The organism is Pigmentiphaga sp. (assembly GCF_019689535.1).
Lineage (GTDB): Bacteria > Pseudomonadota > Gammaproteobacteria > Burkholderiales > Burkholderiaceae_B > Pigmentiphaga.
This window is the reverse complement of record NZ_JADGHH010000052.1, coordinates 1-19,698: the sequence shown is the minus strand read 5'-3', so window position 1 is coordinate 19,698 and position 19,698 is coordinate 1. Positions and strand designations below refer to the sequence as shown.

General features: G+C 65.4%; 23 protein-coding genes and 1 pseudogene. 12 read left to right on the top strand and 12 right to left on the bottom strand.

From position 1 onward, the window contains the following. Positions 1–178, top strand: a pseudogene (locus IRZ12_RS06710) (argininosuccinate synthase domain-containing protein); the annotation flags it as partial. Between the two features lie 115 nt (positions 179–293). Then, positions 294–1,037, top strand: coding sequence for a glutamine amidotransferase (locus IRZ12_RS06705; RefSeq protein ID WP_296466066.1), 744 nt, complete (start codon positions 294–296; stop codon positions 1,035–1,037). A 7-nt stretch (positions 1,038–1,044) separates the two neighbouring features. On the opposite strand, the gene murB is transcribed toward IRZ12_RS06705, so the two are convergent. Continuing rightward, entirely contained in the window at positions 1,045–2,097 is a 1,053-nt protein-coding gene (gene murB / locus IRZ12_RS06700) for a UDP-N-acetylmuramate dehydrogenase (protein WP_296466063.1), read from the bottom strand. 121 nt (positions 2,098–2,218) lie between these two features. On the opposite strand from murB, the gene IRZ12_RS06695 reads away from it, so the two are divergent. Then, positions 2,219–2,704 (top strand): YajQ family cyclic di-GMP-binding protein, encoded by a 486-nt coding sequence (locus tag IRZ12_RS06695; protein ID WP_296466060.1) that lies wholly within the window; start codon positions 2,219–2,221, stop codon positions 2,702–2,704. A 66-nt stretch (positions 2,705–2,770) separates the two neighbouring features. Here IRZ12_RS06695 and IRZ12_RS06690 read toward each other — a convergent pair whose 3' ends face one another. The 4 genes from IRZ12_RS06690 to IRZ12_RS06675 form a co-directional block, all read right to left on the bottom strand. Next, the gene (locus IRZ12_RS06690; RefSeq protein ID WP_296466057.1) at positions 2,771–3,028 is read right to left on the bottom strand and encodes a helix-turn-helix transcriptional regulator; all 258 of its coding nucleotides are present in this window, start codon (positions 3,026–3,028) and stop codon (positions 2,771–2,773) included. Positions 3,029–3,177: 149 nt separating this feature from the next. Next, the gene (dxs, locus tag IRZ12_RS06685) at positions 3,178–5,061 is read right to left on the bottom strand and encodes a 1-deoxy-D-xylulose-5-phosphate synthase (RefSeq protein WP_296466054.1); all 1,884 of its coding nucleotides are present in this window, start codon (positions 5,059–5,061) and stop codon (positions 3,178–3,180) included. Between the two features lie 15 nt (positions 5,062–5,076). Next, positions 5,077–5,982, bottom strand: a complete 906-nt coding sequence (locus IRZ12_RS06680; protein ID WP_296466052.1) for a polyprenyl synthetase family protein — start codon at positions 5,980–5,982, stop codon at positions 5,077–5,079. 4 nt (positions 5,983–5,986) lie between these two features. Continuing rightward, the gene (locus IRZ12_RS06675) at positions 5,987–6,241 is read right to left on the bottom strand and encodes an exodeoxyribonuclease VII small subunit (RefSeq protein ID WP_296466078.1); all 255 of its coding nucleotides are present in this window, start codon (positions 6,239–6,241) and stop codon (positions 5,987–5,989) included. Between the two features lie 264 nt (positions 6,242–6,505). On the opposite strand from IRZ12_RS06675, the gene IRZ12_RS06670 reads away from it, so the two are divergent. The 3 genes from IRZ12_RS06670 (at position 6,506) to IRZ12_RS06660 (ending at position 8,404) form a co-directional block, all read left to right on the top strand. Further along, positions 6,506–7,672: an aromatic ring-hydroxylating dioxygenase subunit alpha gene (locus IRZ12_RS06670; RefSeq protein ID WP_296466049.1), complete on the top strand. Its 1,167-nt coding sequence runs from the start codon at positions 6,506–6,508 to the stop codon at positions 7,670–7,672. A 230-nt stretch (positions 7,673–7,902) separates the two neighbouring features. Continuing rightward, entirely contained in the window at positions 7,903–8,064 is a 162-nt protein-coding gene (locus tag IRZ12_RS06665; protein WP_296466046.1) for a DUF1328 domain-containing protein, read from the top strand. A gap of 73 nt (positions 8,065–8,137) precedes the next feature. Then, the gene (locus IRZ12_RS06660; RefSeq protein WP_296466075.1) at positions 8,138–8,404 is read left to right on the top strand and encodes a BON domain-containing protein; all 267 of its coding nucleotides are present in this window, start codon (positions 8,138–8,140) and stop codon (positions 8,402–8,404) included. Positions 8,405–8,554: 150 nt separating this feature from the next. Here IRZ12_RS06660 and htpX read toward each other — a convergent pair whose 3' ends face one another. Next, on the bottom strand, positions 8,555–9,442 hold the full coding sequence (gene htpX / locus IRZ12_RS06655; RefSeq protein WP_296466040.1) for a protease HtpX: 888 nt from the start codon (positions 9,440–9,442) through the stop codon (positions 8,555–8,557). A gap of 270 nt (positions 9,443–9,712) precedes the next feature. Here htpX and IRZ12_RS06650 point away from each other — a divergent pair, with 270 nt between their 5' ends. The 4 genes from IRZ12_RS06650 to IRZ12_RS06635 all read left to right on the top strand — a co-directional run bounded on the left by IRZ12_RS06650 (position 9,713) and on the right by IRZ12_RS06635 (position 14,264). Next, positions 9,713–10,567 carry a DMT family transporter gene (locus tag IRZ12_RS06650; protein WP_296466071.1) on the top strand — a complete coding sequence of 285 codons (855 nt, stop codon included), beginning with the start codon at positions 9,713–9,715 and terminating at the stop codon, positions 10,565–10,567. A 112-nt stretch (positions 10,568–10,679) separates the two neighbouring features. Next, positions 10,680–11,681 (top strand): LLM class flavin-dependent oxidoreductase, encoded by a 1,002-nt coding sequence (locus IRZ12_RS06645; RefSeq protein WP_296466037.1) that lies wholly within the window; start codon positions 10,680–10,682, stop codon positions 11,679–11,681. Positions 11,682–11,713: 32 nt separating this feature from the next. Next, positions 11,714–12,496, top strand: coding sequence for a 3-hydroxybutyrate dehydrogenase (locus tag IRZ12_RS06640; protein WP_296466034.1), 783 nt, complete (start codon positions 11,714–11,716; stop codon positions 12,494–12,496). A gap of 85 nt (positions 12,497–12,581) precedes the next feature. Beyond that, positions 12,582–14,264 carry a Na/Pi cotransporter family protein gene (locus IRZ12_RS06635; protein ID WP_296466031.1) on the top strand — a complete coding sequence of 561 codons (1,683 nt, stop codon included), beginning with the start codon at positions 12,582–12,584 and terminating at the stop codon, positions 14,262–14,264. A gap of 9 nt (positions 14,265–14,273) precedes the next feature. Here IRZ12_RS06635 and IRZ12_RS06630 read toward each other — a convergent pair whose 3' ends face one another. From IRZ12_RS06630 to IRZ12_RS06615, 4 genes are read right to left on the bottom strand one after another with little or no spacing between them, the layout of a single operon-like run. Then, positions 14,274–15,116, bottom strand: a complete 843-nt coding sequence (locus tag IRZ12_RS06630; RefSeq protein ID WP_296466028.1) for a ZIP family metal transporter — start codon at positions 15,114–15,116, stop codon at positions 14,274–14,276. A 55-nt stretch (positions 15,117–15,171) separates the two neighbouring features. Continuing rightward, positions 15,172–15,792 carry a PIN domain-containing protein gene (locus IRZ12_RS06625; protein WP_296466069.1) on the bottom strand — a complete coding sequence of 207 codons (621 nt, stop codon included), beginning with the start codon at positions 15,790–15,792 and terminating at the stop codon, positions 15,172–15,174. 11 nt (positions 15,793–15,803) lie between these two features. After that, positions 15,804–16,679 (bottom strand): dienelactone hydrolase family protein, encoded by an 876-nt coding sequence (locus IRZ12_RS06620; RefSeq protein ID WP_296466024.1) that lies wholly within the window; start codon positions 16,677–16,679, stop codon positions 15,804–15,806. Between the two features lie 33 nt (positions 16,680–16,712). After that, complete coding sequence (locus IRZ12_RS06615) at positions 16,713–17,702, bottom strand: GGDEF domain-containing protein (RefSeq protein ID WP_296466022.1); 990 nt, start codon at positions 17,700–17,702, stop codon at positions 16,713–16,715. Positions 17,703–17,854: 152 nt separating this feature from the next. On the opposite strand from IRZ12_RS06615, the gene IRZ12_RS06610 reads away from it, so the two are divergent. Next, entirely contained in the window at positions 17,855–18,229 is a 375-nt protein-coding gene (locus IRZ12_RS06610) for a hypothetical protein (protein ID WP_296466019.1), read from the top strand. A gap of 138 nt (positions 18,230–18,367) precedes the next feature. On the opposite strand, the gene IRZ12_RS06605 is transcribed toward IRZ12_RS06610, so the two are convergent. Further along, positions 18,368–18,679, bottom strand: coding sequence for a hypothetical protein (locus tag IRZ12_RS06605; RefSeq protein WP_296466016.1), 312 nt, complete (start codon positions 18,677–18,679; stop codon positions 18,368–18,370). 177 nt (positions 18,680–18,856) lie between these two features. Between IRZ12_RS06605 and IRZ12_RS06600 the strand changes: the two genes are divergently transcribed. Beyond that, on the top strand, positions 18,857–19,111 hold the full coding sequence (locus IRZ12_RS06600) for a hypothetical protein (RefSeq protein ID WP_296466013.1): 255 nt from the start codon (positions 18,857–18,859) through the stop codon (positions 19,109–19,111). Between the two features lie 21 nt (positions 19,112–19,132). Here IRZ12_RS06600 and IRZ12_RS06595 read toward each other — a convergent pair whose 3' ends face one another. Next, complete coding sequence (locus IRZ12_RS06595; protein WP_296466011.1) at positions 19,133–19,591, bottom strand: CinA family protein; 459 nt, start codon at positions 19,589–19,591, stop codon at positions 19,133–19,135. Positions 19,592–19,698: the final 107 nt, after the last annotated feature.

Genomic DNA, 19,698 nt, shown 5'->3' with positions numbered 1-19,698 from the left:
GTACAAGGGCAACGTCTATACGGTGGCGCGCGACTCCAAGGACACCCTGTTCGACCAGACCATCGCAACCTTCGACGACGACGGCGGCGCCTACGACCAAGCCGATGCCGGCGGTTTCATCAAGCTGAACGCGCTGCGCATGCGGATTGCCGAAAACGCTCGCCGCAAGCGCGGATGAGTTCGGTGGCAATGCTTGCCTCATCCGCCCCCTGACGGGCGCCCACACGGACGATCGGCGACCACGGGTCGCCGATCTCGTTTTTGCCCCTGCCGCCCCAACATTCATTCTTGCCATGACCGAGCAAGCCGCACCGCCCGTAGCCATTATCGAAACCGGCGTGCCTCCCGCACCGGTTGCCGGCCGGCACGGCAGTTTCAGCCACATGATCTGCCGGGCGGCGGGGCTGCGGCCGGACGAAGCGGAAATCATCGCTGTCTACCGAGGCGAAGCCCTGCGCCCGCCTTCGAGCTACCGCGCAGCCATCATCACGGGCTCGCCCGCCATGGTGACCGAACGCGCGCCTTGGAGCGAACGGGCCGCCGCCTGGGTGCGACAGGCGGTCGACGAGAAGCTGCCCATCTACGGCATTTGCTACGGCCACCAATTGTTGGCCCACGCGCTGGGCGGGCGGGTCGACTACCATCCGCGCGGACGCGAAGTCGGCACTCGGGACATCGAATTGCTGGAGCCGGCCTGCAACGCCCCGCTGACGGCTGGATTACCCAGCCACTTTCCCGCCCAGCTCATCCACCAGCAGACCGTGGTCGAATTGCCGCCCGGCGCCACCGTGCTCGCCCGCTCGGACCACGACGCCCACCAGATCGTGCAGTATGGCGACGGCGTGCTGTCCACGCAGTTCCATCCGGAGTTCTGCACCGAGATCATGGCCACCTATCTTGCGCATTACGCCGACCGGCTGAAAGAAGAAGGCTTCGACCTGGACACCTTGAAAGCACACATGCGCCCCACGCCCGAAGCCCAGGCGCTGCTGCTGCGATTCATTGAACGGTACGTGCGCACGCGCAAGGCCGCCTAGCGCGGCGCTACGTGCGCTCCGAGGCGCCCGGCACGACGACCGGTTCCGGCTCCAGGACCACGCCGTACCGGTTTTCCACATCACGGCGGATGGCCTCGGCCAGGGCCAGCACGTCGGCGGCCCGCGCCCCGCCATGGTTCACGAGCACCAGCGCCTGCCGTTCGTGGACCCCCACCGGGCCCAGACGCCGCCCTTTCCAGCCGCACTGGTCGATTAGCCAGCCGGCGGCGAGCTTGTAGCCGCCATTGGCCTGGGGGTACCCCACCAGCCCGGGGAAGCGCGCGCGCAAGGCCTCGTACTGTGCAGCCGGCACCACCGGATTCTTGAAGAAACTGCCGGCATTGCCCAGTACCGCTGGATCGGGCAGCTTGGCGCGCCGGATCTCGCACACGGCTTCGAAAACGTCGCGCGGCGACGGCGCGCCCACCAGGCGGGGATGGCGCTGCAGGTCCGGATACTCGAGCACGGGCCGCCACGGCTTGGGCAGCGTCACCCGCACGGAGGCGATGACCCAACGGCCGGGCTCGCGCTTGAACACGCTGTCGCGGTAGCCGAATCCACACTGGGAGGCATCCATGTCCACCCATTCCTCCCGCAGCAAGTCGTACGCGCGCAACCCGGCGAAGCGCTCGCACAACTCCACGCCATAGGCGCCGATGTTCTGCACAGGCGCTGCGCCCACCGTGCCCGGGATCAAGGCCAGGTTCTCCAACCCTCCCCAGCCTTGCTCGACGCAATGCGCCACGAGCCCGTGCCAGGACTCGCCGGCCGCGGCCTCGACGATGCGCATCCGCGCGTCTTCGCCTGCCAGGCGCACGCCCCGCAGCGCCACCCGGGCGACCAGCCCGCGGACTTTGGGCGGCAGCACGACGTTGCTCCCCCCCCCCAACACCAGGAGCGCGTCGTAGCGCTTGGCCAGCGTCGCCAACCGCGGCAGGTCGGCCTCGTCGTGCAATGAGACGCAGGCAGGAGCGAGGCTTTCGAGCGCGAAGGTATTGAGCGAGGACAGATCGCAGGCGCCGGGGGCGGGCAAAGAAGAACGGGTATCGGAATCAGCCAATCGAATCACCGGAAAACCTATCGGGGCGGGACGGGTTCCCGCAGCCCCGCCATCTTACTTGACTACAATTCTTCCTATCCCATCGACCGGCCTGCGGGCCGCCTCCCACGGAGCCATATCCATGCCTACATTCGATGTCGTCTGCAAACCCAACCAGGTGGAACTGCGCAATGCGGTAGAACAGACCAACAAAGAAATCGGCACCCGCTTCGACTTCAAAGGTTCGGACGCCAGGGTAGAGCAAAGCGAAAAAGAATTGGTCGCGTATGCCGATAGTGAGTTCCAACTCAACCAGGTGCGCGACGTCCTGCTGAACAAGATGGCCAAGCGCAATGTAGACGTGCGCTTCCTCGACCACGGCAAGATAGAGAAGATCGGCGGCGACAAGGTCAAGCAGGTGCTGACGGTGCGCAACGGCGTACCGCAGGACGCCGCGAAGAAAATCGTTGCGTTGGTCAAGAACAGCAAATTAAAGGTCCAGGCAAGCATCCAGGGCGACACCGTCCGCGTGCAAGGCGCCAAGCGCGACGACTTGCAGGCGACGATCGCCATGCTAAGAAAGGAAGTGACGGATTTGCCTCTCGGATTCGAGAACTTCCGGGACTAAGCCCTCTACGCGCGTATGCACGTCCCGCCCTCGAAGGCACGGCCCGGACGGCCGTGCCGCATCCGTTCAAAGCGTGGGCCGCTTGAACAAAAGAGCGGGATCGAGATCCAGCGCCTTGGCCAGCTTTTCGATGTTGTCCACCGAAATATTGACGCGCGCCCGCTCGACCTGACTGACGAACGTCCGGTCGAGATGGGCGGCGAACCCGAGTTGCTCCTGCGACATCTTCTGGGCGACCCGAAACGCGCGGACGTTGTAGCCTAGGATCTCGCGCAGGGTGGCCAACGGCGCCGATGGATTGGGGGATCTCAGTGGTGCGGGCATTGACGCATACTCCCCACGACAGCAGGTTATATCTACCGGTTTTACATCAAGTATTCCCAAGCTCGCTGCAACGCTTCGCAAAGCGCTTCAGCAAAAGTAATTTTGCGCTTGTCGGACAGATGGAAATACCGGGCTAACCCTGGTCGAGCTCATTTTGCCCATTCGGGAAAACGCGTGCGTATCGATTCCTCGATGCCGGCGGCGTCCAATCCCAGCCCGGCCAGCAGCGCCGCCTGATCGCCATGGTCGATGAAGCGGTCGGGCAAGCCTAGCTGTAGCACGGGGAGGCATACGCCGGCCTCGTTCAGCGTCTCGCAGACGGCGCTGCCTGCGCCGCCCATGATGCAGCCCTCTTCCACCGTGACCAGCGCCGCATGCCGGCTTGCCAGGTCCAGGATGAGCTCGCGGTCGATGGGCTTGACAAAGCGCATGTCGGCCACGGTGGCATCCAAGGCTTCGCCCGCCTTCAAGGCGGGAACGGCCAGGGTGCCGAATGCGAGGATGGCGATGCCCGGCTTTCCTGCTCCAAGGCGTCCGCTTTCCCGACGCACGACCCCCTTGCCCAGCGGCACGGTGTCCAGCCCGGGCGCCGGGACGACGCCCCTTCCCGCGCCGCGCGGATAGCGGACGGTGGCCGGGCCCGGATAGGCATAACACGTCGAAAGCAGTAGCCTGCACTCCGCTTCATCCGAAGGCGTGGCCACGACCATATTGGGGATGCAGCGCACGAAGGCAATATCGTAATTGCCGGCATGCGTGGCGCCGTCCGCCCCAACCAGGCCCGCGCGATCGAGCGCGAACGTCACGTCCAGGTTCTGCAGCGCCACGTCGTGGATCATCTGGTCATAGCCGCGCTGCAGAAAAGTCGAATAGATCGCGACCACCGGCTTGAGCCCCTCGCACGCCAGCCCGGCGGCGAATGTCACCGCATGCTGCTCGGCGATGCCGACGTCGAAATAGCGATCGGGGTAACGTTGCTCGAACTCCACCAAACCGCTACCTTCGCGCATGGCCGGGGTAATGCCGATCAATCGTGAGTCGGCGGCCGCCTGGTCACACAGCCATTCTCCGAACACCTGCGTGAACGTCTTGCGGGGCGGCGTAGCGGGTGCGGCGATGCCGACCGCCGGGTCGAACTTACCCGGGCCGTGGTAGAGCACCGGATCCGCTTCGGCCAGCTTGTAGCCTCGCCCCTTGCGAGTGACTACGTGCAGAAAGCGCGGCCCCGTCAGCTTGCGCATGTTCTGCAGCGTCGGGATCAGCGAATCGAGATCGTGGCCGTCGATGGGGCCCACGTAGTTGAAGCCCAGCTCTTCGAACATGGTAGCCGGCGTCACCATGCCCTTGGCATGTTCCTCGATCCGGCGCGCGAACTCGAGCACGGGTGGCACATGCGACAGGACCGCCTTGCCCACGTTGCGCGCGGCGGCATAAAACTTCCCGGACATCAGGCGCGCCAGGTAGCGGTTCAGCGCCCCGACCGGCGGCGAGATCGACATGTCGTTGTCGTTCAGGATGACCAACAGGTCGATGTCCGGCATGACGCCGCCGTTGTTGAGCGCCTCGAAGGCCATGCCGGCGGACATCGCGCCGTCGCCGATGACCGCGATGTGTTTGCGTTGGATGCCGGCGTTGCGCGCCGCCACCGCCATGCCGAGCGCGGCAGAGATGGAGGTCGAGGAATGCGCCGTGCCGAAGGCGTCATACTCGGACTCGCTGCGGCGCGGAAAGCCCGACATGCCGCCCATCTGGCGCAGCGTGGCCATGCCCGCGCGGCGGCCCGTCAGAATCTTGTGGGCGTAGGTCTGGTGTCCGACATCCCAGACGATGCGGTCATGCGGCGTATCGAACACGTAATGCAGGGCCAGCGTCAACTCCACCGTGCCGAGATTGGACGAAAGGTGGCCGCCCGTGCGGGAGACGGACTCGAGCACGAAGGCCCGCAACTCGTCCGCCAGGGCCGGAAGCTGGCATCGGTCCAGTTTCTTCAGGTCAGCCGGAGAGTCGATGCGGTCCAGCAATTTCGTTGGCATGTGCGGAATCTCCGTTCAGCGATCGCGCAAGACGATGAAGTCGGCCAGCGCCGCCAAGCGTGCGGCCCCCGGCCCAAGTGGCGCGATCGCCTCGTGCGCGGCCAGGCGCAGGCGCTCCGCCAGCGCCCGGGCCTCTTCCAGGCCGAGGATGGATACATAGGTGGGCTTGTCGGCGGCCGCATCCTTGCCGGCCGTCTTGCCCAGGCGCGCCGAATCGGCAGTGACGTCGAGAATATCGTCGACCACCTGGAAGGCCAGCCCCACGGCCTGCGCATAGCCGTCGAGGGCTGCGCGCTGGGCAGAGCTCGCCCCCACGACAATGCCGCCCAGCGCCGCGCTGGCACGCAGCAACGCGCCCGTCTTCATGCGATGCATGGCCTCGAGCTCGTCGCGGTTCAAGCTCTTGCCCACGCTTGCCAGATCGATGGCTTGCCCGCCCGCCATGCCGCGGCTGCCGGCAGCCGCAGCCAACGCCTGTACGGCCTGCACCGTCAAGCCGGGCGCCACCGGCATGGCTGCCAGCACGTCGAATGCCAGCGCCTGCAGCGCGTCGCCCACCAGCAGGGCGGTCGCCTCGCCGAATTCGACGTGCACGGACGGCCTGCCCCGGCGCATGGCATCGTCATCCATGCAGGGCATGTCGTCATGGACGAGGGAATAGGCGTGTATCAATTCCACCGCCGCGGCCGCCGCATCGAGTGCGGCCTCGCCCGCCGGCCCGCTTGCGCCACAGGCCTCGCCCGCCGCGTAGGTCAGCATGGGGCGCACGCGCTTGCCGCCGCCCAGCACGGCGTACCGCATGGCCCGGTGGAGGGTGTTGGGCGCGACGCTCTCGTCGGGCAAGCAGCGCGCGAGCGCCTGTTCCGCGCGCTCGCCGCAAGCCGCCATCCACGCGGGAAATCCGTCATCGCAGGCGGTCATCGACTCAATCCCCGGCCTCGTCGAGCGGGCGGAGCAATTCGCCCTCGAGCACTTTCACCTGCTGCTCGGCGCGCGCCAGGCGGTCTTGGCAAACCCGCACCAGCTCGACGCCCCGCCGATACGCCGCTAGGGATTGTTCGAGAGGCATGGCGCCGTCTTCCATCTTCGCCACCAAAGCCTCGAGTTCGCTGAGCGCGGTTTCGAAATCCTGAGGCAAGGCCTCCGCCGCGGCGCCCTTGTCCGCTTCCGGCACATTCACTTGCTTCTCGGCCAATCACGCCTCCTTCTCAACACACGGCACCGAACCTGGCATTGTACGGGATCGCGGCGACTGGCCCCGCACTGCCCCCAGTGCCCGCGGGGACTTATCCCCCCGTCCGGGGTACAATAGCCGGCTTTGATCGGGCAGATCATTTTCTTCGCGCCAGTACCAGCTTGTGACGTTCCCGTGCCGCTCCAGGTCGCGTAAGGGGCGGTGTCGCACTGTGGGGTATTGGCTTCACAACTCTCGCGGAGGGAAGTCATGACCGATATCGGTCGCGTGGCGCATGTGACGGCGAGCCGAGCGCAGCTCCCAGTCAGTGCCTATTTCGATAAAGCGCGCTACGAGCGCGAACTGCAAGTGATTTTTGGCCAGTCTCCCCTTTACGTCGGGCACGAGAAAAGCGTTCCCGAGATTGGAGACTACCGTACCCTGATCCAGGAAAACGACGGCCGCGTGCTGGTGCGCAACCAGGGCGGCATCGAGCTGTTGTCCAACGTCTGCCGTCACAGGCAGGCGCTCATGCTGGGCAAGCATGCCCCCGGCGAAACGAAGGAAGCGGCGCATTGCGCCGGCAACCTCGGGCGCCCGGGCCACATCGTATGCCCGCTGCATCGCTGGACCTACGACGCCCACGGCAAGCTCATCGGCGCGCCGCTGTTCAGCGAAACGCCGGGGCTGGACCTGCAACGCTTCCCGCTCCAGGAATGGAACGGCTCGCTGTTCGAAGCCCCGCGCCACGGCAACCGCAATGTCGCCACCGAACTCGCGCCCCTGCTCGGGCGTCCCGAGTTCGACTTCAGCGATTACGTGCTCGACCGCGTGGAAGTCCACCAGTGCAACTACAACTGGAAAACTTTCATTGAGGTCTATCTCGAGGACTACCACGTCGGCCCCTTCCATCCCGGACTGGGCCGCTTCGTCACCTGCGACGACCTGACCTGGGAGTTCGGCGAGTACTACAGCCTGCAGCGCGTCGGCGTGCACAATGCGCTGGCCCATCCCGGGTCACCCGTGTACCAGCGCTGGCACGACGCCCTGCTTGCCTATCGCAACGGCAGCACGCCGGAATTCGGCGCGATCTGGGTCACGCATTTCCCGACCCACATGATCGAGATCTACCCGCACACCCTGGTTTTGTCGACGCTGTATCCAAAAGGGCCGCAGGAAACCGTCAATATCGTCGAGTTTTATTATCCCGAGGAAATCGTCCATTTCGAACGCGAATTCGTGGAAGCGCAGCAGGCCGCCTACATGGAAACCGCCGTCGAAGACGACGAAATCGCCGAACGCATGGACAAAGGCCGCCGTGCGCTAATGGAACGCGGTGCCGACGAAGCCGGGCCTTATCAATCGCCCATGGAAGACGGCATGCAGCATTTCCATGAGTGGTATCGGAAAGTGATGAACGAGCCCGAAAGTATTTAAAACGTAACTTGCTGCCCATCTCATTTTTAAAGCGCCCCTTGCGGGCGCTTTTTGTTTGCCTGCGGACGAAGCAATAAGTACACACGCCTGGGCCTGGGGCGAGAAATTACAAATCCATACACCGGTGCCTTGTGGCAGGCGCGCCCGGCGGTTAGCTTGACCATAAGCCCCGGGTCCTTTTTTTGCTGACCCGGACCTCGCCAACGGCAAGAAACGACGGGAGGGCAATCATGCTGCATTACGCAGTCGTATTTTTCATCATCGCCATCATCGCGGCGGTATTGGGTTTCGGCGGCATCGCGGCCGGTGCAGCCTCTATCGCCAAGATCTTGTTCTTCATTTTCATTGTGCTTGCCGTCCTGTCGCTCTTGAGCGGCGTTTTTAGAAGATAACCAACACGCAAGGAGAAAAACCATGATCATCCGTACCCTGCTTATCGCCGGCATTATCGGTTCCACCGCTGTCATGGGCGCCTGCACGTCGACCCGCACCCAGCAATCTGCGGGTGAATATACGAGCGACGCCGCGATTACCGCGAAAGTGAAAGCCGCGCTGCTTGCGGCGAAGGACGTCAGCGCCGCCGACGTCAACGTGGAAACTTTCCGCGGGACCGTGCAGTTGTCCGGCTTCGTCGATTCCCAGGCCCAAGCTGCCCGCGCGGTGGAAGTCGCGCGCGGCGTGGAAGGCGTGCAAAACGTCAGGAACGACCTGCGCCTGAAGACGGGGCGCTAAGGACGGGGCGCTTAGCCCCGCCGGGAAAGAAGCTGTAATGAGCGGATTTTCCCAACGTGCAAACGAAAATGGCCTCGCCGTACGGCGAGGCCATTTCGTATTTTCACAGGCGGCGCCAGGCGCCGCGTCCTCGATTTTCCGGCGGGGGAATTACCGCTTCCCGCCTGCCGCCATTAGGGCGCGAATCCGGTCCTCGATGGGGGGATGGGTCGCGAAGAGCGCGCGCAGCCCCTGGCCGCCGCCGATAATGCCGGCCGATTCGAACGTCTTCGGAAGGTTTCCGGGCTGCATTCCGGCCAGCCTGGTGAGGGCGTGGATCATGGGCGTGCGCGAACCGAGCAGATACGCCGACCCGGCGTCCGCGCGATATTCGCGCTGGCGCGAGAACCAAGCCACGATCATGGAGGCAAGGATGCCGAACACGAGCTCGCACACGATGACCGTGGCGAAATAACCGATGCCCCCGCCGCGCTCGTTCTTCAACACGATGCGGTCGACGACGTATCCCACCACGCGCGCGAAGAAAACGACGAAGGTATTCACCACCCCCTGGATCAGCGAAAGCGTCACCATGTCGCCATTGGCGATGTGGGCGACCTCGTGCCCCAACACGGCGCTGACTTCCTCTTCGGTCATGCTCCGGAGCAGCCCGGTGGATACGGCCACCAACGCATCGTTCTTGAACGCGCCCGTTGCAAAGGCATTGGGTTCGCCCTCGTAAATCGCCACGTCGGGGCGGCCGATGCCCGCGCGATCGGCAAGCTGGTGGACGGTGTCTACTAGCCACTGTTCCTCCGCGGTGCGCGGTGCGTTCGGATCAATGACCCGGGCGCCCGTGCTCCATATGGCCATCGGCTTGCTCATGAGCAGCGAAATGGTGGACCCGGTAAAGCCGACGATCAGCGAGAAAATCGCCAGCATCTGGATATCGAGGCCGTTGGCAGTCAGGAACCGGTTGACACCGAGAATGCTGAGAGTCGCGGTCAATACCAGCATGACCGCGATGTTGGTCGCCAAAAAGAGCACGATGCGTTTCATGAGGGCTGGAAACTCCGAATACCTTGGTTTGATTGTGTTGTGGGCCAGGAGACGATGAGCCTCCTCGGCTGACCGGGAACCGCCCCGCGCGGCGCCGACTGAGACGGCAACGGGCGTCGGAAGTTCCCCCCGCCCGCCGCAGCGCAGGTGGGGAGTCGGCAATACCCGTTTCCCGGCAAGGGCTATATGGTAGCCGGGACAGCGGTTTCAAGGCCAATCCCGATGCACCCTCGCTACAATCGGGCCTCCCTAGCCCACTCTGCCCTGTCCATGCAAGCCCTCTGGATGCTGTTCGCCTCGCTGATGTTCGCGATCATGGCCATGTTCGTGAAATTCGCATCCGAGCAAGCCTCCCTGGGCCAGATCATTCTTTTCCGCGGCATCCCGACGGCGGTCGGCATCCTGGCCTGGGCGCTGGCCACCCGGCGCCCCATCATTTCTCCCACGTGGCGGCTGCACGTCATGCGCAATATCGCGGGCTCCGGGTCCATCTGGCTGTCTTTCTTCGCCATGGGGCACCTCCCGCTGGCGACGGCCGTCACGCTGAACTACACCTCACCGCTCTTCATCGCGGGGTGGATGAACGTCCGCGAACGCGACATGACCGACCGGCTACGCACCGTGGCAGTCGTCGTCGGCTTCATCGGGGTCATCGCCATCCTGCGGCCCACCGTCGACCAGTCCCAATGGCTTGCCGCGTTTGCGGGGCTGGCCGCGGGCAGCCTGACCGCCATCGCCGTCATGCAGGTGCGCTCGCTGGGCCGGGCCGGCGAACCGGAATGGCGCATCGTGTTGTTCTTCGCCCTCTCGTCCTGCCTGACGGGCGGACTCGCAACCATGCTGACCGGCTGGAAAAGCCTGACGCCTTATGGCTGGCTCACGCTCCTCGGAGTGGGGCTGTGCGGCCTTTTCGGCCAGTTCGCCATGACCCGCGCCTTCAGCCGTGGTTCCGCCGCGCTGTCTTCCGTGCTCCAATACAGCACCATTCCATTCTCCATCCTGCTCGGCTATCTCTTCTGGAATGACCAGCCGGATGCGCTCGCGTGGCTGGGCATGCTGTTGATTGCCGCGGCCGGCCTGACCTCCACGTGGCGCACGCTACGGGAAGCGCAGCGCAAGGCCTGAGCCGCCCGCCGCGGCACGCGTGGCGCAGCGCCCCAGGGCGCATCGAGGAGGCCGGCTTGCAGCAAAGCGCAGCCGGGTTCACACTTGAGGCATCCCATTTGCCGTTTCCGCCATGCCCCTGAAGCTGTCCGTTCTCGACCTGAGCCCCATCCCCTCGGGCTTTACCCCCAGCGACGCCCTTGCGAACAGTGTCGACCTGGCGCGCCATGCCGAAGCCGCCGGCTACCATCGATATTGGCTTGCGGAGCACCACAACACCGGCATGCTGGCCTGCTCGACGCCGGAACTGCTGATCGCCCGCGTCGCGGGAGCGACCTCCCGGCTGCGGGTGGGTTCAGGCGGAGTCATGCTGCCGAACCACAGCCCCCTCAAGGTCGCCGAGACCTTCCGCGTGCTCGAGGCAATGTTTCCCGGCCGCATCGACCTCGGGCTCGGCCGGGCGCCGGGCACGGACCCCGTCACCGCAAGCGCGCTGCGGCGCGGCCACGCCGATGCCGACAACTTCCCTGCCCAACTATCCGACCTGATCGGCTACCTCAAGGACGCCATGCCGGCGGATCACCCGCACTCGCGGGTCCGGGCAACGCCGGTAGGGGTGCCGTGCCCGCCCATCTGGATCCTCGGTTCCAGCCTCTACGGCGCCCGCGTCGCCGCTGCCAACGGCTTCGGTTTCGCCTACGCGCACCACATCGTGCCGGAGAACGTCTACACCGCCATGCGGCTTTACCGAGAGGAGTTCCGCGCTTCCCCCTTCGGCCACGAACCCCGGGCCATACTGGCCGTATCGGCCATCTGCGCGCCGACCGCCGAGGAGGCCGAAAGGCTGGCCGCCACTGCCGACCTCAGCATGATGCGCACGCGCACGGGGCGCACGCGCTACCCGCTGCCCAGCGTGGAAGAAGCCCTGGCCTATCGGTACGAGCCCGACGAAGAGGCGCTGCGGCAATACAACCGCACGCGCATCCACATCGGCACGCCCGAAGCGCTTGCCGAATCGATCGGCGCGCTGGCGCGCGCCACCTCGGCCGACGAGGTCATGGTCAACACGATGATCCACAACCACCAGGACCGGATCCGAAGCTACCAGCTCCTGGCTTCGGCGCTCATGTCCTGAGCGCTCCCTCCAACCCCCTGCAAGGACTCCACATGCAGCTTCACGGAAAAGTCGCACTCGTCACCGGTGCCGCAAGCGGCATCGGCAAGGAAATCGCCAGCACCCTAGCCGCGTCCGGCGCCGCCGTCGCCATCGCGGACATCAATCTCCAAGCGGCCCAGGCGGCCGCCGAGGAGCTCAAGATCAAGGGTTGCCAGGCGATGGCCCTGGACTTCGACGTGACCGACGAAGCTGCCGTGGAGCAAGGCACCCAGCTCGTCGTGAACACCCTGGGCAGCGTGGACATCCTCGTATCCAATGCCGGCATCCAAATCGTCAGCCCCATTGACCAGTTCGCCTACGCCGACTGGAGGAAGGTCCTATCCATCCATCTGGACGGCGCGTTCCTGACCACCAAGGCCGCGCTCAGGCACATGTACCGGAACGATCGGGGCGGCATCGTGATCTATACCGGGTCCGTGCATTCGCATGAGGCATCTCCGCTCAAGTCAGCCTATGTTGCCGCCAAGCACGGGCTGCTCGGCCTGGCGAAGGTCTTGGCCAAGGAAGGGGCGCCCCACAATGTGCGCTCGCACGTCGTCTGCCCGGGGTTCGTACGCACGCCGCTGGTCGAAAAACAAATTCCCGAGCAAGCGCGGGAATTGGGCATTAGCGAGGAAGAAGTGATCAAGAAGGTCATGCTCGGCCAGACCGTGGATGGCGAGTTCACGACGCTGCAGGACGTCGCGCAAACCGTGCTCTTCCTCGCCACATTCCCGACGGCCGCCTTCACCGGGCAATCTTTCGTCGTCAGCCACGGCTGGCACATGCAATAGCGCGGCGTGCCGCACGCCGGCATCCGCCTGCGGATCGCCGCACGCGGCGACGAGGCGAAGCGGCTTCCCGCGGGACGGCATGGCAATGAACCCTTATCTCACTCTATTCGACATCGCAGGTTACGTAGCGCTGCTCCTTTGGGGCATCTACCTGGTGCAGACAGGCATCCAGCGTGCGTTCGGCCCGCGCCTGCGCATGATGCTCGGGGTCGCCCTGGGCAACCGCATCTCCGCATTCTTCGCCGGCCTCGGCGTCACCGCCATTCTCCAGAGCAGCACGGCCACCGGACTCATCGTCGCAGGCTTTGCGGCGAACGGCCTGGTGAAACTGGTGCCGGCGCTCGCCGCCATGCTAGGCGCCAATGTGGGCACGACACTCATCGTCCAGGTGCTTTCGTTCGACATCGCCCGGATCGCTCCCGTCCTCGTGCTCGTCGGGGTCGTCATGTTCCGCCGCGACAATGCCACCCACATACGCGATTCCGGGCGCGTGCTCATTGGCCTGGGCCTGCTGCTGCTCGCGCTGCACCTGCTGCTCGCCGAGCTCGCACCGTACCGCGAGCTACCTGAACTATGGACAGCACTCGGGGCCCTGTCCGGCCACCCCGGCCTCGCCATCCTGCTGGCCGCAGTCCTAGCCTGGGCGGCACACTCGAGCGTCGCCGTGCTGCTGCTCATCATGTCGTTCGCGGCGCAAGAACTGCTTCCCATGGACAGCGCGCTCGCGATGGTGCTGGGCGCCAATCTCGGCACGGCGATCAATCCCCTGCTCGAAGGATCGGCCCGGGACGATGCGCCGGCGCGTCGGCTTCCGCTGGGCAATTTCCTCAACCGCGTCGTCGGCGTCCTGGTCGGGTTGGCACTGCTACACCACATCCACCCTTGGATGGTGGCATTCACTGGCGACAACGCACGCGCCGTCGCCAACTTCCACACCATATTCAACCTCGCGCTCGCCGCGGCCTTCCTGCCACTGCTCACGCCCTACGCCGCCTTGCTGCAGCGCTGGCTGCCGTCCGACCCTTCCAAGACGGATCCCGGCCGCCCCATGTACCTGGACAGCGCCGCACGCGCCCTGCCCGTCGTCGCGCTGGGCAACGCAGCGCGGGAAGCCCTGCGCATGGCCGATACGCTGCAGGCCATGCTGCACCACGCGCGCGAAGCTCTGGCCACGGCCGACCGCAAGCGCATCGCCGAAGCCCGGCGGCTGGATGACGTCCTCGACCGCCTGAACGGGGCCATCAAGACCTACGTCGCCAACCTGGACCAAGAAGAACTCACCGCCGAGGACCGCCAGCGCGCGAACGAAATCCTTACCTTCATCACGAACCTGGAGCACGCCGGGGACGTCCTCGACAAGAATCTGCTGAATGAGATCGGCAAGCTCAACCAGCGCGGCCTCAGCTTCTCGCCGGAAGGCCGGAGGGAGTTGGACGAGATGCACGGCCGCCTGGAGACCAACCTGCGCTTGGCGGCGTCGCTGTTCGTGACTGCCGACCCGCGCGCCGCACGCGTCCTGGCGGCCGAAGAAGACGCCTTCCGCGACCTAGAGGCGAAGGCCACGCGCGCCCATTTCGAGCGCCTGCGTAGCAGGCGCATCGATACCACCGAAACCAGTGCACTGCACCTGGATGCGTTGCGCGACCTGCGCCGCATCAACAGCCACTTGGTGGCGGCCGCGGCCTACATCGTCGAGGGCCGCGGCGAACCGGCACCCGGCTCGGAACCACCTTCTTCCGACTCGACGGCGCAGTCTGCGCCCGAATAAAGCCGCCAATCAGCGTGGAGCGCGCTGCGCCTCCTGCGCATGCACCGGCGACAAGTCATGGGCGTGTCCGTTCCCCGGAACGTGGTGGAACGCTGAGTACAGCAAGTGGACGATCACCACGCCCGCCGCGATCAATGCAAATTGGGGCAGGCTTTCGCGCAGCGTCGTGCGCCGCTGCATCTGCGGCATCAGGTCTGCCACGGCGATATAGACGAAGCTGCTCGCGGCTAGGGTCAGCACATACGGCAGCCAGGGCTTGGAGTCGGCGAGCAGGTAGTAGCCGACCACGCCCCCCGCGATGGCCATGAGACTCGACAGGGCGTTGAAAGCCAATGCCCGCTGGCGGGAAAAGCCGGCATTGACGAGGACGATAAAGTCGCCAAGCTCCTGCGGAATTTCGTGCACGGCGATGGTCAGGGTCGTCAATAGCCCCAGCATGGGGTCGGCCAGGAAGGCCGCGGCGATCACGATGCCGTCGCAAAAGTTGTGCAGGCCGTCGCCCAAGAGCACCGCCAGCCCCCCCCGCCCCGCTTCATGGGCGTCATGGCCCGGCGGATGCCCGTGTCCGTCATGTTCGTGATGGTGGTTGTGGCGCAGGACGGCCAGTTTCTCGAGCACGAAAAACCCGAGCAGGCCGATCAGCAACAGCGCGAACAACACGCGCGTGTCGGCGTCCGAATCGAAGGCCTCGGGCAAGGTGTGGAGCAACGCGACCGAGAGCATGATCCCCACCGAAAAACTGATCATCTGGTGGAGAAAGCGCGCGAAATAGCGAAAGGCCAGCCAGCCGGCGACGATCACCGACAGGACTCCGCTCGCTACCGTGGCGAGCAGAATATAGGTTAAGGTCACGGCAAGCTCGTGAAACTCAGTTGCAGAAACGCAAGTATACGTAACTTCCCGGTTTTTAGTTTTCCATCCCGAGCTCGCCGGCGAGGAGCCTGCCCGTACGGAACAGGCGTTCGCGCTTCAACGTGACGCGCACCGGCTCTTCGCGCCCCAGCGCCCGCGCATGGCGGGGCACCGTGGCCAGCGAGGCGAGCAGGCGCAGGCGGTCCTCGCTCGCCCAGGCCGCGAACTGTCGGTCCGGATCCCAGACGGTAAGGCCTTGTCGCCGCAGTTCCGAACGATTGAAGTCCTTGAGGTTCCAAGTCAGCACCCGTACTTCGGGCGCGACCTGGAGCCCGGAGCGGGCGCGGCTGGCAAGGCCGGCGGCGACGACGTGCCGGTCTTTGGGATCGCTATACCGAAGGCCGGCCTCATAGGCTGACACGTCGCCGGGATCCGCCTCGGGAAACCGGCGGCACATGGCCAGCCATTCGGCCTCGAGCGCCTCCGGCGGAACACCCCAGATGCGCGACGCGTTGCGACGCCATTCGAGGCCGATGCGCTCGCTCCAGACTGGGCGAAACCACCCCGCTTCGGCCATCTCCAACAAAAGCGGCCGCAGTATGCTCGACATCAGCACGCATGCGTCGAGCACCAGCCATAGCGGCCGCGAAGCCGCCGCGGGCGGCGCCGCGGCCATCGACGTCGGGCTCACAGGTGCCGCGCGAACCAGTCTTGCGCCAGGCTCCACCCTTCCTTGGCCTCTGCCTCGCGGTAGCTGGGGCGGTAATCGGCATGGAAAGCGTGCGGCGCATTACGAAACAGCACGAAGGTCGACTCGCGCGCAGCCGGGCCGCCCTTGGACAAAGCCTCTTTCATGGCATTGATGGTGGGGACGGGAATGCCGGCATCCTCGCCGCCGTACAAGCCGAGTACCGGCGCCTTCAATTGCGCCGCCACGTCGACCGGGTTGCGCGGCTGCAGCGGCGTGGGCTGCCCGACCAGGCGCCCGTACCACGCCACCCCGGCCTTGACCGCAGGGTTGTGCGCGGCATACAGCCAGACGATGCGCCCACCCCAACAGAAGCCGGTAATGCCCAGGCGCGTGCGACTGCCGCCATGGGCGCCCGCCCACCGGGCCGTCGCATCGAGGTCGGCCAGCACCTGCTCGTCCGGTACCTTGCTAACGAGTTCGGCCTGAAGCTTCGCGATCTCCGTGTACTTGGAGGGATCGCCCTGCCGGGCGTACAGCTCTGGCGCCACCGCCATGTAGCCAGCCTTGGCCCAGCGCCGGCAGACATCCTTGATGTATTCGTGCACCCCGAAGATTTCCTGCACTACCAGGATGACCGGGACGTTCTTCTTGCCGGCCGGCGCCGCGCGATAGGCGGGGATCCCTCCGTCCCGCACCGGGATCTTCACCTCGCCCGCGACCAGCCCTGCGGTGTCGGTGCGTATCGCCGTCTGGGCCATCACGGGACCGGCCGCCAACGCAAAGCCGCCGGCCAGCGACGTGGTGAGGAACCCCCGCCTGTTCAAGCTCAAGGGGGGGAGCAGACTGTCGAACTCGGTACTCAGGCCATCCATGCAGCACTCCTTCGGCACGACGTTGAAAAACGCTCAGGCCGGCGGGGGCTCCACGGTGTTCCGTCCGCGTTCCTTGGCGCGATCCAATGCCGCCTGCGCCTTGGCGAGCGTCGCATCGAGACTCCCCTGGGCCTGAGCCACCCCGATCGACAAAGTGATCTGCGTCCCCATGTTCCCGCGCAGCGGGAACTGGCGTCCGCCGACATGCGCGCGGAGTCGCTCGCACAGCGAGACCGCATCGGCAAGCGAGGCGGGAACCCACAGAGCGAAGCGGTCTGCCGACACGCGCGCCAGCATGTCCAGGGAAGGCAGCAGATTTCTTGTCAAATCGGCCAACTGGCGCAGGATAGCATCGCCAGCGGCGCGCCCCAACGCCTGGTTCAGCCGGTCGAAGCCATCGACGTCGATGAGCGCGACGCACGAGGGTTCGCCTGCCTGGCTGCAGCGCGCGATCTCGGCGGCGAACGCCGATTCCATCCAGCGCCGGTTGTGGACGCCCGTGACGGCATCCCGGCTCGCCATGAAATCGATGTTCGCCGCTTCCCGCGGATCATGCCGGAGATTGGCTGCTCGCAACCTTGCGCCCAGCATATCGAGGGCATTGAGGGCAATGCGCGGAGCCACCTCCATGATCTCCCGCAATGGCCCTGCATCGAGCGCCACCAGCCTCGACGGCCACTGGGCGACGACGTAGGTCGTGCCGCCGTCCGGCCCGACCAGCGCATGCTCGCCCAAGGCATCTCCCGGAACGAAGCGCGCCACGCGCTTGGCCAGGCCGGGATCGAGGAATGCCGCCAATTGCCCTTCGACCAGCACGTAAACGTAGCGGTTGGATTCGCCGGGCTGGAGCAAGATGGCCCCGTGCGGCAGGTGCGTGACGAATGCGAAGCGCCCGACGCGATCGAGCACTTCAGCCGGGCAGCCCCGAAACAGTAGCGACCGCCCGAGCGCCTCGAGGTCGCCCTGGGTCAGGTCGCCGGGCGCCCCGTCTCGCGGCAGGTGAGTGGGAATATGGCCGGTCATGCGGCAAATATCGGCACGGCGCGACATAAGTTGAGCTCGCCCTTCAGTTCTGCCCGAAAGCATCCGATAAACGGACCATGAGCTCCAGACACTTTTTCCCCGCTTCCGCCTTCGCCCCCGCCAGCCGACAACTGCGTGCATGGCGCTGCATCTTGGCTACAGGCGCCCTGCTGGCCCTCGCCGGCTGCGACTACCTCGGCCTGCAGCCCGTCTCCCAAATCGAGGCCAGAAAAGAAGCCGAAGGCCGCGCGATCGGAGGGGCATGCCGGCAGGCCGGACGGGCCTTGGAAGACTGCTACACCTTCAATCCGCACATGTCCAAGGCGGCCATCTTCAACGGCTGGCGCGAAATGAACGACTACATGCTGCAGAACAAGCTGACGGAAGTCAGGCCGGAAGTGGCACCGGTCTTGCCCGCTGGGCGGGCACGGGCCGACTTCAACGCGCCTGCCGGTACGGCGGGGATGTCGGCTCCCGGCGAACCGGCCAAGCCGCCGGCAAGGACGACTCTTTACTCCACGCCCTGACCACCGCCCGCGCAGGGGCGCGCTTGCCCGAAGCCGACCTGGCTCGGGCACGAGGGTTGCTCGGCGATTTCCTGGGAAAGTGATGAGAAGGCGTCCGGCACTGCCGCGCGCGCGGCAGCCCGGCCTATGTTGATGGCGTCAGTGCAACAACCCGACCTTGCGCGCGATGACCTCTGCGCATTCGTCGCTGTCCGAGTCCTGGAACAAGCGATGGACCACGAATTCCGCATCGGGGGCGACTCCAAGCGCCTCCGCGGCGGCCCGTCTGACCTCGGTGCTCGGATTGCAGCAAAACACGCCAATCTTTTCTGCCGTTGCGGCGGCCTCGGCGCCCAGGTTGGCGAGCCACTGGCGGTCTTCGTTGAGTGCGCAGCAGCGCTGTTCGCCGGCCGCATCCTTGACGGCAACGACGTAACACACCAGCTTCTTGCGATCAATCACCATAACCATACTTACGGCCCTCCAGCGTGCGCCCATCGTAGACGAATCGAGCGGGCATGTCAGCGCCGCCATACTGGGAAATCTACCTATGTCGAGACTGGCGAAAACCCTGGTGCGAACGCCGGCGGCGCAGAACCGTTAAGATGCCGGATGATGCGTTCGAACCAGGACGTTCCATGAAAACCCATGAAAGGAGCCATTGTGACCGACCCTGAATTCCTGAAGGGGCAAATCACCGCTTTGCAAAACGTCGTGAGCATGTTGATTTCCGCCCATCCCAGTTCGCAGCAATTGCGTCAAGTGATGCAGGCCATCGCGCAGCAGGTCGAGCCGACGCTCAATGAAGCGCATCCCTCGTTCAAGAAAGGCTGGCAAAACGTCATCTCCACGCTGTGCCAAACCGACGACGACGGCGCTCCAGACAAAAGCGAGCAACACTGAACACGGTTCGCCGGCGCGGCGTCAGCCCCGCGCTGCGCGCTCGGCATACTGCATCAGGCGGCCCAGGGCATACTGCGCCGCCTGCTCTCTCACCTGGGCTCGATTCCCCGTGAAGCGACGGGTTTCGGAAAACATCTCCACGCCTCCGGGCGTCCCGAAGGCCCACGCGAAACACTGGGTGCCGGCCACAACCCCCGCCCCGCCCCCGTCCGCGACGCCAGTGTTTGCAATCGCCACGTTGGCGCGGCTGCGGGCGAGCGCCCCTTGCGCCATGGCGCGCGCCACCGGTTCACTGGTGAGGTTGTAGGCATGCAGGATCCTGTCCGGCACGCCCAGGGCGCGGAGCTTGGACTGCGGCGAATACACGACGAAGGCGCAATCGAGCAGCGCACCGGCTCCTGGGACCCCCGCGAGCATCGACGCGATCAGTCCTGCCGTGCACGACTCCGCGGTCACCAGCAACAGTCCTCGGTCAGTCATGCCCCGGACGACCCCTTCCAAATCGTACATATGTGCAGCTCCCACATCCGGAAGCTGCGCTCCAGCACGCGCCGTCCCCGCGCCCCCCCCCCCGGAGCCTGAACAAA

Coding starts and splice junctions, on each gene's coding strand:
- htpX (WP_296466040.1), bottom strand. CDS start 9,442: ATGAAACGCATCGTGCTCTTTTTGGCGACCAACATCGCGGTCATGCTG.
- IRZ12_RS06680 (WP_296466052.1), bottom strand. CDS start 5,982: ATGACCGCCTGCGATGACGGATTTCCCGCGTGGATGGCGGCTTGCGGC.
- IRZ12_RS06640 (WP_296466034.1), top strand. CDS start 11,714: ATGCAGCTTCACGGAAAAGTCGCACTCGTCACCGGTGCCGCAAGCGGC.
- IRZ12_RS06670 (WP_296466049.1), top strand. CDS start 6,506: ATGACCGATATCGGTCGCGTGGCGCATGTGACGGCGAGCCGAGCGCAG.
- IRZ12_RS06600 (WP_296466013.1), top strand. CDS start 18,857: ATGAAAGGAGCCATTGTGACCGACCCTGAATTCCTGAAGGGGCAAATC.
- IRZ12_RS06620 (WP_296466024.1), bottom strand. CDS start 16,679: ATGGATGGCCTGAGTACCGAGTTCGACAGTCTGCTCCCCCCCTTGAGC.
- IRZ12_RS06660 (WP_296466075.1), top strand. CDS start 8,138: ATGGGCGCCTGCACGTCGACCCGCACCCAGCAATCTGCGGGTGAATAT.
- IRZ12_RS06615 (WP_296466022.1), bottom strand. CDS start 17,702: ATGACCGGCCATATTCCCACTCACCTGCCGCGAGACGGGGCGCCCGGC.
- IRZ12_RS06595 (WP_296466011.1), bottom strand. CDS start 19,591: ATGACTGACCGAGGACTGTTGCTGGTGACCGCGGAGTCGTGCACGGCA.
- IRZ12_RS06635 (WP_296466031.1), top strand. CDS start 12,582: ATGAACCCTTATCTCACTCTATTCGACATCGCAGGTTACGTAGCGCTG.
- IRZ12_RS06625 (WP_296466069.1), bottom strand. CDS start 15,792: ATGGCCGCGGCGCCGCCCGCGGCGGCTTCGCGGCCGCTATGGCTGGTG.
- IRZ12_RS06645 (WP_296466037.1), top strand. CDS start 10,680: ATGCCCCTGAAGCTGTCCGTTCTCGACCTGAGCCCCATCCCCTCGGGC.
- IRZ12_RS06605 (WP_296466016.1), bottom strand. CDS start 18,679: ATGGTTATGGTGATTGATCGCAAGAAGCTGGTGTGTTACGTCGTTGCC.
- IRZ12_RS06665 (WP_296466046.1), top strand. CDS start 7,903: ATGCTGCATTACGCAGTCGTATTTTTCATCATCGCCATCATCGCGGCG.
- IRZ12_RS06650 (WP_296466071.1), top strand. CDS start 9,713: ATGCAAGCCCTCTGGATGCTGTTCGCCTCGCTGATGTTCGCGATCATG.
- IRZ12_RS06690 (WP_296466057.1), bottom strand. CDS start 3,028: ATGCCCGCACCACTGAGATCCCCCAATCCATCGGCGCCGTTGGCCACC.
- IRZ12_RS06695 (WP_296466060.1), top strand. CDS start 2,219: ATGCCTACATTCGATGTCGTCTGCAAACCCAACCAGGTGGAACTGCGC.
- IRZ12_RS06705 (WP_296466066.1), top strand. CDS start 294: ATGACCGAGCAAGCCGCACCGCCCGTAGCCATTATCGAAACCGGCGTG.
- dxs (WP_296466054.1), bottom strand. CDS start 5,061: ATGCCAACGAAATTGCTGGACCGCATCGACTCTCCGGCTGACCTGAAG.